The sequence below is a fragment of the Micromonospora sp. H33 genome (assembly GCF_052068455.1).
In the GTDB taxonomy this organism is placed as follows: Bacteria; Actinomycetota; Actinomycetes; order Mycobacteriales; family Micromonosporaceae; genus Micromonospora.
This window is the reverse complement of sequence record NZ_JBQHDE010000004.1, coordinates 109,148-122,301: the sequence shown is the minus strand read 5'-3', so window position 1 is coordinate 122,301 and position 13,154 is coordinate 109,148. Positions and strand designations below refer to the sequence as shown.

General features: G+C 72.1%; 11 protein-coding genes. 9 read left to right on the top strand and 2 right to left on the bottom strand.

Annotation, left to right across the window (positions count from 1 at the left end; genetic code table 11):
- Positions 1-21: 21 nt before the first annotated feature.
- The 6 genes from ACTMS0_RS12340 to ACTMS0_RS12315 all read left to right on the top strand — a co-directional run bounded on the left by ACTMS0_RS12340 (position 22) and on the right by ACTMS0_RS12315 (position 7,441).
- On the top strand, positions 22-498 hold the full coding sequence (locus ACTMS0_RS12340; protein WP_441155278.1) for an SRPBCC family protein: 477 nt from the start codon (positions 22-24) through the stop codon (positions 496-498).
- A 24-nt stretch (positions 499-522) separates the two neighbouring features.
- The gene (locus ACTMS0_RS12335; RefSeq protein WP_441155277.1) at positions 523-2,145 is read left to right on the top strand and encodes an FAD-dependent monooxygenase; all 1,623 of its coding nucleotides are present in this window, start codon (positions 523-525) and stop codon (positions 2,143-2,145) included.
- Complete coding sequence (locus ACTMS0_RS12330) at positions 2,142-2,837, top strand: TenA family protein (RefSeq protein WP_441155276.1); 696 nt, start codon at positions 2,142-2,144, stop codon at positions 2,835-2,837. The genes ACTMS0_RS12335 and ACTMS0_RS12330 overlap by 4 nt, the downstream gene beginning before the upstream one ends.
- Before the next feature lie 211 nt (positions 2,838-3,048).
- Positions 3,049-4,560 carry a right-handed parallel beta-helix repeat-containing protein gene (locus ACTMS0_RS12325; RefSeq protein ID WP_441155275.1) on the top strand — a complete coding sequence of 504 codons (1,512 nt, stop codon included), beginning with the start codon at positions 3,049-3,051 and terminating at the stop codon, positions 4,558-4,560.
- Positions 4,561-4,659: 99 nt separating this feature from the next.
- Entirely contained in the window at positions 4,660-5,994 is a 1,335-nt protein-coding gene (locus tag ACTMS0_RS12320) for a cation:proton antiporter (protein WP_441155274.1), read from the top strand.
- A 61-nt stretch (positions 5,995-6,055) separates the two neighbouring features.
- A complete protein-coding gene (locus ACTMS0_RS12315; protein WP_441155273.1) occupies positions 6,056-7,441 on the top strand; it encodes an NAD(P)/FAD-dependent oxidoreductase in 1,386 nt (461 codons plus the stop codon).
- A 91-nt stretch (positions 7,442-7,532) separates the two neighbouring features.
- Here ACTMS0_RS12315 and ACTMS0_RS12310 read toward each other — a convergent pair whose 3' ends face one another.
- Positions 7,533-8,561, bottom strand: coding sequence for an LLM class flavin-dependent oxidoreductase (locus ACTMS0_RS12310; RefSeq protein ID WP_441155272.1), 1,029 nt, complete (start codon positions 8,559-8,561; stop codon positions 7,533-7,535).
- A 276-nt stretch (positions 8,562-8,837) separates the two neighbouring features.
- Between ACTMS0_RS12310 and ACTMS0_RS12305 the strand changes: the two genes are divergently transcribed.
- Genes ACTMS0_RS12305 through ACTMS0_RS12295 form a run of 3 tightly spaced genes read left to right on the top strand, consistent with a single transcriptional unit; the run spans position 8,838 to position 11,961 of the window.
- Positions 8,838-9,695 carry an LLM class flavin-dependent oxidoreductase gene (locus ACTMS0_RS12305; protein WP_441155271.1) on the top strand — a complete coding sequence of 286 codons (858 nt, stop codon included), beginning with the start codon at positions 8,838-8,840 and terminating at the stop codon, positions 9,693-9,695.
- Positions 9,696-9,702: 7 nt separating this feature from the next.
- Positions 9,703-10,932 (top strand): FAD-dependent oxidoreductase, encoded by a 1,230-nt coding sequence (locus tag ACTMS0_RS12300; protein ID WP_441155270.1) that lies wholly within the window; start codon positions 9,703-9,705, stop codon positions 10,930-10,932.
- Positions 10,933-10,947: 15 nt separating this feature from the next.
- Positions 10,948-11,961: a methyltransferase gene (locus tag ACTMS0_RS12295; RefSeq protein ID WP_441155269.1), complete on the top strand. Its 1,014-nt coding sequence runs from the start codon at positions 10,948-10,950 to the stop codon at positions 11,959-11,961.
- Positions 11,962-12,135: 174 nt separating this feature from the next.
- Here ACTMS0_RS12295 and ACTMS0_RS12290 read toward each other — a convergent pair whose 3' ends face one another.
- Entirely contained in the window at positions 12,136-13,143 is a 1,008-nt protein-coding gene (locus tag ACTMS0_RS12290) for a methyltransferase (protein ID WP_441155268.1), read from the bottom strand.
- Positions 13,144-13,154 lie beyond the last annotated feature (11 nt).

Sequence of the window (13,154 nt, the reverse complement as noted above, 5' to 3'; positions counted from 1 at the left end):
CGAGTGAGGAGAGACAGCACCATGGCAGGACACACGGACAACGCGATCGTGATCGACGCGCCGATGGACGTGGTGTGGGACATGACCAACGACGTGGCGTCGTGGCCGCAGCTGTTCAGCGAGTACGCCGCCGCGGAGATCCTCGAACGGGACGGCGACAGTGTCACGTTCCGGCTCACCATGCACCCCGACGAGGACGGCACGGTGTGGAGCTGGGTGTCGAAGCGCACCGTCGACCGGGAGCGTCGCGAGGTCCGGGCTCACCGGATCGAGACCGGCCCGTTCGAGTACATGAACATCCACTGGACGTACGCCGAGGTCGACGGCGGGGTGCGGATGCGCTGGGTGCAGGACTTCCACATGAAGCCGCAGGCGCCGGTCGACGACGAGGCGATGACCGCGCACCTCAACCGCAACACGGTGATCCAGATGAACCGGATCAAGGGGCTGGTCGAGGCCGCGGCGGCCGCGCGCGGCCCGGTGGCCCGGGCGAGCTGAGCCGACGAGCCCAGGAGGAGCAGGATGTACGACGAAGAGGTACCGGTACTGATCGTGGGCGCCGGCCCGGTGGGCCTGTCCACGGCGGTCTTCCTCGGCCGGCACGGGGTGCGAACCCTGGTGGTGGAGAAGCGGCCCAACACCTCCCGGCTGCCCCGCGCCCCGGGTCTGCAGGCGCGCACCATGGAGCTGTTCCGCGCCGCCGGCATCGGCCCGGACATCCGGGCCCTGGAGATCGGCGACTCGCACCGCTACTTCGAGGGCGGGATCCTGCGGGTCAACACGTACTCCGACATCGCGGACGCCGAGGTGCTGGAGGCCCCGTCGCTGGACGGCCCGGAGATCAGCCCGGAGCGGGTGATGGGCTGCGGCCAGGACCGCTACGAGGTGGTGCTGGCGGCCAAGGCGACGGAGTTCGGGTCGGAGATCCGCTTCGGCGCCCGGCTGACCGCCGTCGCGCAGGACGAGGACGGCGTGACCGCGACGGTGACCGACGAGAGCGGCGCCGAGCGGACGATCCGGGCCCGCTACCTGGTCGGGGCCGACGGGGCCGGCAGTTCGGTGCGGGGCCTGCTGGGCGTCGGACGCTCCGGTCGCGGCTCGGTGTTCCACGCGCTCAGCATCTACTTCCGTGCGCCGGAGCTGGAGCGGATCCTCGCCGACCGGCCGTTCATCCTCTGCTACGCCACGGTGGGCGGGACGATGACCGGGCTGTCCCGGCTGCACGGGTGCGACCCGTGGCTGGCCGCGCCGGTCTACCACCCGGACCGGGGCGAGTCGCCGGAGGACTTCACCGACGAGCGCTGCGTGCGGATCGTCCGGGAGGCCGCCGGCAAGCCCGACATGGCGGTCGAGGTGATGGCCAAGGTGCCGTGGGAGGGCTCGCAGCTGGTGGCGGACCGGTTCCGGGTCGGCCGGGTCTTCCTGGCCGGCGACGCGGCGCACGTGCACCCGCCGGCCGGCGGGTTCGGTGCCAACACCGGCATCCACGACGCGCACAACCTGGCGTGGAAGCTGGCCGCCGAACTGCACGGCTGGGGCAACTCCGCGCTGCTGGACACGTACCACCAGGAGCGGCACGCGGTGGGCTCGGCGATGGCGGAGCAGGCCATGGTCCGCAACCGGATCCGGCACGGGCAGAGCGACGGCCGCCCCGAGAAGGAGATGGTCGACGACATCATCATCACCCTCGGCTACCGGTACCGGTCCGCGGCGGTGCTCGCCGACGACCACCCGCCGGTGCTGACCGCGCCGCTGACCCTGGCCGGCGAGCCGGGCACCCGGGCACCGCACCTGTGGTTGCGTGAGGGTGCCCGCGAGCTGTCCACGATCGACCTGTTCTGGGACTCGTTCGTGGTGATCAGCGGGGCGGAGGACGACGGCTGGCACGAGGCGGCGACCCGGCTCGCGGCGCGGACCTCGGTGCCGCTGCGGTCGGTACGCGTCGGCCCGGGCGGTGACGTCACCACGACCGGCGCCGACTGGGCGGCGGCGTTCGGCGTCTCCCCGCGCGGCGCGGTGCTGGTGCGGCCGGACGCGTTCGTGGCCTGGCGCAGCGTCGAGGGCTCCGGCGAGCCGGAGAAGGTGCTGACCGATGTGCTCGCCGAGGTGTCCGGCGCCGAGCGGCTGACCCCGGCGGCGTCGTGACCGCCGGGCCGGCGACCCGGGCCCGGCCCCAGGACGAGTTGGCGGCGCTCGCGGCGCCATTGGTGGAGCGGGTGACCGCCCAACCGTTCTGGGCCGGGCTGCGCGACGGGACGCTCCCGCCGGAGGCGCTGTGGTGGTTCGCCGAGCAGGACGCCCGGTACGTCGTGCCGGCGTACGCGCGGGCGCTGGCCCGGTGCGCGGCGGGTGCCGACCGGGTGGAGCACGCCGGCCTGTTGGCCGGGGCGGCGCAGGCCACGGTGGGCTCGCTGCCCCGGCTGGACCGGGAACTGGGCCGGCTGGCGGAGACGCTCGGCCGGCCCACCGGCCCGGCCCCGGCCGGCCCCGGGCCGGCGGTGCACGCGTACACGTCGGTCATGCTCGCGGCGCCGGTGACGTCGTTCGCGGCGGGCGTCGGCGCCCTGCTGCCGATGAGCTGGTTCCACCTGCTCGTCTCCGACGACCTGCGGCGGCGCGCCGACCTCTCGTCGCGCTACGGGGCGTGGATCGAGCAGTACCTGGCGTACGACGGGTTCGCCGACTACGTCGCCGAGTGGCTGGCGATGGTCGACGAGGTCGTCGAGGCGGGCGGTGACGACAATCGGACCCGCCTCGTCGAGTGGTTCTTGACCAGTGCTCGCTGTGAGTTGGAGTTCGCGGACGCAGCGTGGCGGCGGCAGGGGTGGGCGGTGTAGCGGCGGTCGAGGGAATCCCAACCGTCGAGCCCACATCGAGACGGGAACTCCACCATGGACGGGCTACCGCCCGTCCGCACCGGTCCTGCCGTCCCCGCAGCTCAGGGGCGGTGGGCCGGGCACAGCCATTGGAGTCCGCGTCATGACAGATACCCCTGGTCGTCCCCGAACACGTCTGGCCCGCGTACGTCGAATCGGAGGTCGGATATTAATGGTCGCCCTGAGCGCGAGCCTGGCGGCGGCGGTCACGCCCGCCTCGCCGGCCAACGCCGGCACCTGGCAGGCCCGGACGTACCACGTCGACTGCGTGGCGGGCAACGACTCGGCCGACGGCACGAAGCCGACGACCGCCTGGCGGTCGCTGGAGCGGGTCAACAAGGCCACCTTCGGCCCGGGTGACTCGATCCTCTTCCGCCGCGGCACCACGTGCCAGGGCGTGCTGGAGCCCAAGGGGTCGGGCAGCGCGTCGTCGCCGATCAAGGTCGGGGCGTACGGCACCGGCGCCCGGCCGAAGATCGTCGCGCCGGGCACCCGGGCGGCGGTCCTCCTGCGCAACGTGCAGGGCTGGGAGATCCGCGACCTGGAGGTGACCAACCCGGGCCCGGTCGACGGGACCGCCCGGGTCGGCATCTACGTACTGCTGGAGAACTTCGGCACCGGCAAGCACTACGTGGTCGAGAACGTCTACGTCCACGACGTGCCCGGCTGCGACTGCCTGGACCCGGCCCTGGAGAACAGCGGCGGCGTCCTCTTCGAGGCGACCGGTGACTCGGTGCCGACCACCTTCGACGGGATCCGGGTGACCGACAGCGTCGTGAGTGGCGTCGACAACGTCGGCATCGGCACGCTCTCCAGCTGGTCCAAGCGCGACATGTTCCCCGCTGGGCGCAACCACTTCATGCCGATGACGAACGTGAAGTTCCTCCGTAACACCCTGTCCGACCTGGGTGGCGACGGCATCCTGGTGATGAACGGCGTCGACTCGCGGACCGCGCGCAACAAGATCGACGGCTTCGGCCTGCGGGCCGCCCAGTCGCACGCGGCGATCCTCGCGTACAACTCCGACCGCCCGGTGCTGGAGCACAACGAGATCACCGGCGGCGCCGCCTTCCCGCCGTCGTTCTCGCTCACCGTCGACGCCGGCACCAAGGACCCGCTCTACCAGTACAACTACAGCCACGACAACAACGGGCCGTTCATCCTGTTCTGCGCGTCGAGCGGGTCGTTCTCCGACGGAGCGGTCATCCGCTACAACATCAGCGACAACGACAAGGACATCAACCTCAACGGCTTCATCATCCCGGTGGTCGCGGCGGGCTGCGACAACGGGATCACCAACTCGAAGTTCTACAACAACACGATCTACGCGCCGAACGCGGAGAACCTGGCGGGCGCGTTCCCGCACACCTCGATCGCCTTCACCAACAACATCTTCTCCGGCAAGGCGACGGGTGCGCGGATCGACGACCCGGTGGGCGTCTACGACCACAACCTGTACCAGAACGTCAACGCCGTGGCGGCCAACACCACCAACGCCCTGAACGGCGACCCGCTGTTCCGTAACACGACCACCGACCGGCCGGCCGGCTTCCGGCTCCGGTGCGGCTCGCCGGCCATCGACGCGGGTGTGGCCGTGCCGAACAACGGCGGCCGCGACTTCTACGGCAACGAGGTCACCGGCACCACGCCGAACATCGGCGCCTACGAGGGCCCCTGCCTCTGACCCGCTTTTCCGCGGACAGCCTTACCGCGCCCCGCGCGGTAAGGCTGTCCCGTTGTCGGCGGCGGTGCCCGGTGACCAGGACATCAACGGGAGGACGACATGACCCTGGCCACCGCGCCGCTCGGATTGATCTCCGCGACGGATCTCGAACGGTTCCTCTTCCAGGTGGGGCTGCTCCTGCTGGCCGCGCTGCTGCTCGGCCGGCTCGCCCAGCGGCTCGGCCTCTCCGCGGTCGCCGGCGAGCTCTGCGCCGGCGTCCTGCTCGGGCCCAGCCTGCTCGGCCACCTGCCCGGCCTCGGCGACTGGTTTCTGCCGCAGTCGGCCATCCAGATCAACCTGCTCGACGCCGTGGGTCAGGTCGGTGTGCTGCTGCTGGTCGGGCTCACCGGCATCCAGCTCGACCTGGACCTGGTCCGGCGCCGGGGGCTGACCGCCGCCCGGATCAGCGCCGCCGGGGTGCTCCTGCCGGTCGCCCTCGGCGTGCTCACCGGGCTGGCCCTTCCCGAGTCGTTGATGCCCGACGGGGTGGACGAGATCACCTTCGCCCTCTTCCTCGCCGTGGCGATGGGCGTCAGCGCCATCCCGGTCATCGCCAAGACCCTGACCGAGCTGCGGTTGGTGCACCGCAACGTCGGGCAGCTGATCCTCTGCGCGGTCACCGTCGACGACATCGTCGGCTGGATGCTGCTCTCCGTCGTCTCCGCGATGGCCACCACCGGGGTCCGCGCCGGCGGCATCGCGTTCTCCCTCGTCGCCCTGGTCGCCGTCCTCGTGCTGGCCGTGCTGGCCCGCCCACTGGTCCGCCGGGCTCTGCGCACCGCCGCGCGGGCCGACGGCGACGACGGGGAGGCGGTGACCGTGACGACGGTCGTCGTCCTGGTGGTGCTCGCCGCCGCCGCGACGCACCTGCTGCACCTGGAGGCGGTTTTCGGCGCGCTCGTGTGCGGCATCGTGATCGGCAGTTCGGGCGCCCTCGACCGGTCGCGGTTGCGGCCACTGCGGACCGTCGTCATGTCCGTGCTCGCCCCGCTCTTCTTCGCCATCGCCGGCCTGCGGATGGACCTCACCGTGCTGTCCCGGCCGTCGGTGCTGCTCTCCGCGCTGGTCGTCCTGACCGTCGCGGTCGTCGGCAAGTTCGTCGGCGCCTACGTGGGCGCGCGGATGAGCCGGCTCGGGCACTGGGAGTCCCTCGCCCTGGGTGCCGGCATGAACGCGCGCGGCGTCATCGAGATCATCATCGCCATGGTGGGCCTGCGTCTCGGGGTGCTCGGCGTCGAGACGTACACGATCCTGGTGCTGGTGGCGGTGGCCACCTCGATGATGGCGCCGCCGGTGCTGCGGCTCACCATGCGGCGGGTCGAGCAGACCGCCGAGGAGCGCCTGCGCGCGCAGGAGCACGGCATCCCGCTGCGCGGCCCGGACGTGGCGGCGTGAGGCCATGGCGCCTCGACCCGCGATCGACCGGCCACCCATCAGCGATCATCATGCTCTCGGTATGCGTGAATCAACCCAGATTCTGATCATCGGTGGCGGCCCGGCGGGCTCCACCACGGCCGGCCTGCTGGCCCGGGAGGGCTTCCAGGTCACTCTGCTGGAGCGGGACCGCTTCCCCCGATATCACATCGGGGAGTCGATCCTGCCGTCCTGTCGCCCGATCTTCGAGAAGCTGGGCGTCTGGGAGAAGATCGAGGCGCACGGCTTCCAGCCGAAGGGCGGCGCGTACTTCGCCTGGGGGCCGGAGGAGTGGGAGGTGCGCTTCACCGACCAGGGCTCCGACAACGCCAACGCCTTCCAGGTGGTCCGCAGCGAGTTCGACCAGATCCTGCTCGACCACGCCCGGGAGCTCGGCGTCGAGGTCATCGAGGGGATCACCGTCCGCGACATCGAGTTCGACGGCGACCGGGCGGTCGCCGCCCGCTGGCAGGAGACGAAGAACGCCGACAAGGGCGGGCGGATCGCCTTCGACCAGCTGGTCGACGCGTCCGGGCGCGGCGGCGTGATGGCCACCCGGCACCTGCACAGCCGCCGCTTGCACGACGTGTTCCGCAACGTCGCCGCCTGGTCGTACTGGAAGGGCGCCCGGCCCTTGGGCAAGGGGCCGGACGGGGCGATCGCCGTCTGCTCGGTGCCCAACGGCTGGTTCTGGGCGATCCCGCTGCACGACGGGACGCTCAGCGTCGGACTGGTGACCGGCCGGGACCTGTTCAACGACAGCCGGCAGCGGCTGGGCAGCATCCAGGCCGTCTACGACGAGGCCCTCGCAACCTGCCCGACCGTGCTGGAGATGCTCGAAGGCGCCGAACAGGTCGCCGACATGAAGGTCGAGCAGGACTACTCGTACGTGTCGGAGACCTTCGCCGGGCCGGGCTTCCTGCTCTCCGGCGACGCGGCGTGCTTCCTGGACCCGCTGCTGTCCACCGGCGTGCACCTCGCCACGTACAGCGGCATGCTCGCCGCGGCCAGCATTTCCAGTGTGCTGCGCGGCGAGGTCGCCGAGGACCAGGCGGGGCGGTTCTACCAGACCGTCTACCGGCACGCGTACGAGCGGCTGCTCGTGCTCGTGTCGGTGTTCTACGACAGCTACCGCGGCAAGGACTACCACTTCTACAACGCGCAGCGGCTCACCAGCGACGAGCGGGACCGGCTGCACCTGCAGGCGGCGTTCGACCGGATCATCACCGGCATCGCCGACCTCAACGACGCCGAGAACGCGTACAAGCTGGTCCAGTCGCACCTGCAGGGCGACACCAGCGGCGACCCGAACCCGCTGAACAACCTCAACCGGGTCCACGAGATGAAGCAGTCCCCGTTCAACCCGGACAACGCGGTGGAGGGCCTCTACCTGGCGCTCGAACCGCGGCTCGGGCTGCAGCGCCGGTAGCCGGCGGTCCGACGGGAGATCGCCCCACCTCCGCAGCGGAGGTGGGGCGATTCCGTGTACGGGTCGGTCCTGGGGGCGCAGTCGCTCCGGGTCAGGTGGCGGCGGCCTGGCTCAGCCGGCGCAGCAGCCCCTTCGGGTCCGCCAGCGGCGGGAGCGCCGCCAGGATGCCGGACACCCCGACCTCCTCGAGCCGGCGCAGGTGTGCACCGACCTCGGCCTCGGTGCCGGTCACCCCGGTCATCTCCAGCGCGAGGTCGACCAGGCCCAGCTCCTCCAGCAGCCGCGCGTTCTTGCCGCCGATCGTGTGGTCCCAGACGTCGTAGCGCCGTTCCATCTCCTCCACCGCGGGCAGCAGCTCGGGCGGGACGGTGGAGCGCATGTGCGGCGACTTCAGCCGCAGCGCCACGTCGGACGCGAGCGCCGCGCCGATCTCGACGTTCGCCTCGGCCCGGCTGTCCTTGACCGAGATGAAACTGAAGCCCCAGACCTGGACCGCGTCCGGGTCCCGGCCGGCGGCCTCGGCGGCCGCCCGGACCTGGGCGACCTTGCGGGCCACCCGCTCGGTGGACATGCCGACCGTGGTCACCACCCCGTCGGCCAGCTCGCCGGCGAGCCGCAGGCTCTTCGGGTAGTCCGCGGCGACCAGCACCGGCACGTCGCGGACCCGTTCGAGCGGTTCGGTGTCGAAGCCGTCGACCCGGGCCGAGTCGCCGCGCAGCACCGCCCGTACGGCGGTCAGGTAGTCGCGCAGCTCGTGCGGGGTGGCCACCGGGGAGCGGCCGACGACCCGCCGGACGCTGCCGCCGTTGCCGACCGCGAGCATCGTCCGGCCACCGGTCACCTCGTGCAGCGTGGAGATCGCGGTGGCGGTCGCCGCCGGGTGACGGAAGAACGGTGTCGTCACCATCGGCGTGAGCGTCGCTCGTCGCGTCTCGTACGCCGCGACGGTGAGCGACACGTACATCTCGTAGGCGCGGGCCGGCGTGTCGCCGACCCCGATGACGTCGTATCCGAGGTCATCGGCCAGTCGGACGACGCTCCGGAACTCCGCGAGGTCGTCCGCCCATTCAATGATCGCTCCGAGTTTCAGGGGGCATCCCTCCGCCGGTACGGCTGGCACGGCCGGTGCGCAGCTCACGGACATTCGGCGCTGACGCGCGACCTCCATCGGACACGACCGGCCTCGAGGGGGTGTCGAGCGTGGGCGTACCGCCCGGGCCGGGCGGGAGCGGACGGTCCCGGCGGCGCCGCGCCCCACCTGAGGTCGACCGCCGCTCGACCGGCGCTCCGGTGCTCCCGGCCACAGTGGCCGCACCGCCGCTCGGAGGAGGGCGGTGCCGCCGGGCGCCCGGACGCTCGGCAGGAAACCCGACCGGTGAATCCCAGGGAGTCCGCAATGGATATCGGAGTCTGCCTGCCGACGACCATCCCCGGCGCGCAGGGGCGACAACTGATCGAGTTCGCCCGGCGCGCCGAGCGGCTCGGCTTCCACAGTCTGACCGTCGCCGACCGCGTCGTGTACGACAACTACGACGGCATCGTCTCGCTGGCCGCCGCCGCGGCGGTGACCGAGCGGATCAAGCTGGTCACCGGCATCCTGCTGGCCGCGTACCGGCCCAGCCCGGTGGAGCTGGCCAAGCAGCTCGCCAGCCTCGACCGGCTCTCCGAGGGGCGGCTGATCCTCGGCGTCTCCGCCGGCATGCGGGAGGACGACTACGCCGCCACCGGCACCGACTTCCACACCCGTGGCCGACGGCTCGACGCGATGCTCGAGGATCTCCGCCAGGTGTGGCAGGGCGCCGGGCCGGTGCCCGGGGTCGGGCCGCGACCCACCAACGGCGACATCCCGATCTGGGTCGGCGGGCACTCGCCGGCCGGCCTGCGCCGGGCGGCCCGCTACGGCATCGGCTGGATCTCCCCCGGCGGCCCGCCGCACAAGTACCCAGAGCTGGTCACCAAGGTCAAGGAGCTGTGGGCCGAGGAGAAGCGCGAGGGTGAGCCGCGAATGGGCGCCAACCTCTACGTCTCGCTCGGGCCGGACGGGCAGCAGCTCGCCCTGGAGCACATGCACAGCTACTACGCCTACATGGGCCAGATGGTCGAGCACCTCGCGAAGGGCGCCATCACCGACGAGGGCAAGCTCCGCGACGTCGTCGACGGGTACGCCGCCAACGGCTGCGACGAGCTGCTGATCCTGTCCTGCACGGCCGATCCGGACCACCTCGACCGGATCGCCGCCGTGGTCCTCGGCTGACGCCGCCATGGGAAACCAGAACGGCCGGCGGATGCGGGTGCTCGTCGTCGGCGGCGGCGTCGGCGGGCTCTGCCTCGCGCAGGGGCTGCGCCAGGCCGGCGTCGCCGACGTCACGGTCTACGAGCGGGACACCTCCGCCGAGGGCCGCATGCAGGGGTACCGGCTGCGGATCAGCCCCGAGGGTGAGACCGCCCTGCGGGAGTGCCTGCCCCGGCGGGCACAGGACCTGCTCACCGCCACCGCCAACGACCGGCACCAGCTCGGCCTGGTCGCCTTCGACGAGCGGCTCAACCCGCTGCCCGCGCCGACCTTCGACGACCCGCGCGGCGACGCGCCGGACAAGATCGACGCGGTCGACCGGGCGACTCTGCGCCGGGTGCTGCTCGCCGGCCTCGACGACGCGGTCCGCTTCGGCAAGCGGTTCGTCCGCTACGAGCAGGTCGGCGACGAGGTGGTGGCGCACTTCGCCGACGGCGACCACGCGGTCGGCGACATCCTGGTGGCGGCCGACGGGGCGCACTCCGCCGTCCGCGCCCAGCTCCGCCCCGACGACACCACCCAGGACCTCGGCGTACGGGCGATCCTGTCCCGGACGCCCCGCGCGGCGGCGATCGAGGCGGGCCTGCCCGAGTCGCTGCGCGACCGGTTCGTCAACGTGACCGCGCCGGACGGGCTGCGGCTCGCCCTCATGCCGATGGTGTTCCGGACGCCGCCGGCGCGGGCGGCCGAGGAGCTGTGGCCGGGGCTGGAGATGGGCGGGTCCGAGGACTACTACATGTCCGTCTTCAGCGTCCACAAGAACCTGCTCGGCATGGACGACGAGGCGTTCTTCGGGCTCACCGGCGAGCAACTGTGCCGGCTGGTGCTCGACCGTACCGTCGACTGGCACCCGGACCTGCGCGGCGTCTTCGCCCACGCGCAGCCCGCGGAGACCTACCCCCTCGCGCTGCGGGCGACGGTGCCGGTGCGGGCCTGGGAGCCCGGCCCGGTGATCCCCCTCGGCGACGCGGTGCACCTGATGCCGCCGACCGGGGGAGTGGGCGCGAATACCGCCCTGCGCGACGCGAGCGCGTTGTGCCGGGCGTTGACGGCCGTCGCCCGGGGCGAGGCGCCCCTGGCCGAGGCGGTGGCCGGTTACCAGGCCGAGATGGTGCGGTACGCCACCGAGGCGATCGAGATGTCCCTCAAGATCGCCCGGTGGTCCATGAAGAAGATCGACGTCGGCGTTCGAGCGTAAAGGCGGGCGGTTTCAGTGACCACGACAGCGACAGACACCAGCCGGCCAGCCGGGATCCTGCGGCTGGCCAACTCCTTCTGCGATGCCAAGGCACTGCTGACGGCGGTGGAACTCGGCCTCTTCACCACCCTGCGGGAGGGCCCGGCCAGCCTCGAGGAGATCCGGAGCAGGCTCGGCCTGCACGGCCGCGGCCTGTCCGACTGGCTCGACCTGCTGGTCGAGCTGCGCCTGCTGGAGCGGGCGGACGGCCGCTACCGCAACGCCGAGGGCGCCGACCGGTTCCTGGTGCGCGGCGAGGAGTCGTACATCGGCGGCTTCATCGAGCGGTCCAACCGCAACCTGTACCCGGCGTGGGGCCGCCTGGCCGACGCGCTGCGCACCGGTCAGCCGCAGTCGGGCAGCAGCTTCGAGGCGGTGGTGGACAACCCGCAGATCCTGAAGCAGTTCATCCACTCCATGGACGCGCTGACCCGGGTTCTCGGCCCGCAACTGATCGAGGCGTTCGGCGAGTGGTCCGACTACGGCTCGGTGCTCGACGTGGGCGGCTGCCGGGGCAGCCTGGCGGCGCAGATCGTCACCGCCCACCCGAACCTGGCCGGGCACGTCTTCGACCTGCCGCAGATGGAGCCGTTCTTCGCCGAGCAGGCCGCCGAGAAGGGCCTCACCGACCGGCTGACGTTCCACGGCGGCAGCTTCTTCGAGAACCCGCTGCCCCGTGCGGACATCGTCGTGATGGGGCACGTGCTGCACGACTGGGACCGCGACCAGCGGAAGTTCCTGGTCGAGAAGGCGTACCAGGCGGTCAACCCGGGCGGCGTCCTGCTCGTGTACGACCGGATGCTCGACCGCCCGTCCAGTCGCGTCGAGAACCTGGTGATCAGCCTGGACATGCTGCTGGTCACCGACGGCGGCTCCGAGTACACGGTGGGCGAGCTGCGCGAGCACGCCGAGGCCGCCGGCTTCGTCAAGATCGAGGACCGCCTGCTCGGCGACGACGACACCCTGGTCGTGGCCCGCAAGGCCGCCTGACGGCACGGTTCGAAAGGCCGGGGTACGCCGCAAGCGGCGTACCCCGGCCTCGCCGTGCCGGGGCACCCAACCCCGCGATCTTGCACTTCCTGCCCCGGCAAAGGCCGCACAAGCGACAAAAGAAGGGCCGAAACTGCAAGATCGCGGGGGGGGGTCTGCGTGGTGCTGGGACGGTCAGGCGGCGCGGTGGCAGATCACCAGCGTCTCGTTGTCGTCGAGGGGTTGCTGGCGCACCGACGTGAAGCCGGCCGCCCTGGCGTAGCCGGCCAGCTCGCCGACCGGGTACTCCGAGCCCTCCTCGGTGACCAGCGCCATGATGAGGCTGGCGACCAGGTTGTCGACGCGGGGCGACGCCTCGTCGAGCATCCGGTCGTGCACCAGCAGCACACCGCCCGGCCGGACCGCCCGGTACGCGGCCCAGACCAGCTCCTCGCGCTGCCAGGGCCGCCAGTTGTGCAGGATGTGGCCGAACACGACCACGTCGGCGGGCGGCAGCGGGTCGGCGAAGAAGTCGCCGGCGTGGAAGGTCACCCGGTCGGCGGTGCCCAGCTCGGCCATGTGCTCGGCGAGGACCGGGCCGAGCTGCGGCAGGTCGAACACGTGCCCGGCCAGGTGCGGGTGGGCCAGGACGAGCTGACCGACCAGGCTGCCCCGGCAGCCGCCCACGTCCAGCACCGAGCCGTACGCCGTCCAGTCGATCGCGGCCAGGAGCCGCGGGATCAGCGGGCGCAGCACGCCGTCCATCATGTGCGCGTACCGCCGGACCCCGGCCGGGTCGGCGAGCATGCCGGCGAAGTCCTCCGCCGGGGTGCGCGGCCGGCCGGTGCGCAGCGTCTCGGTCAGCCCGTTCCACACCGGATAGAGGTTGGCCTTCGCGCCGCGAAGGAACCCGGTCACGTCCTCCGGCCCCCGGCCGGTCAGGAAGCGGTCGACGTCGTCGGCGTTGCGGTAACGGCCGTCCTCGACGTACAGCAGGTCGAGCGCCACCAGCAGGTTCAGGAAGTCGTCCAGCCCGCGCCCGTGCAGCCCCAGGCGGTCGCGGATCTCCCCGCCGGTGGCGGGCGCGTCCCGCAGCGTACGAAACAGGTCCAGCTCGACCGCCGTCAGCAGCGCCTGCGACTCGCAGAAGGCGTTGCCGAGGCGGAGCAGGCGAGCGGGGGACGCGGTGACCGTACCCGTCATCGGGCGGCTCC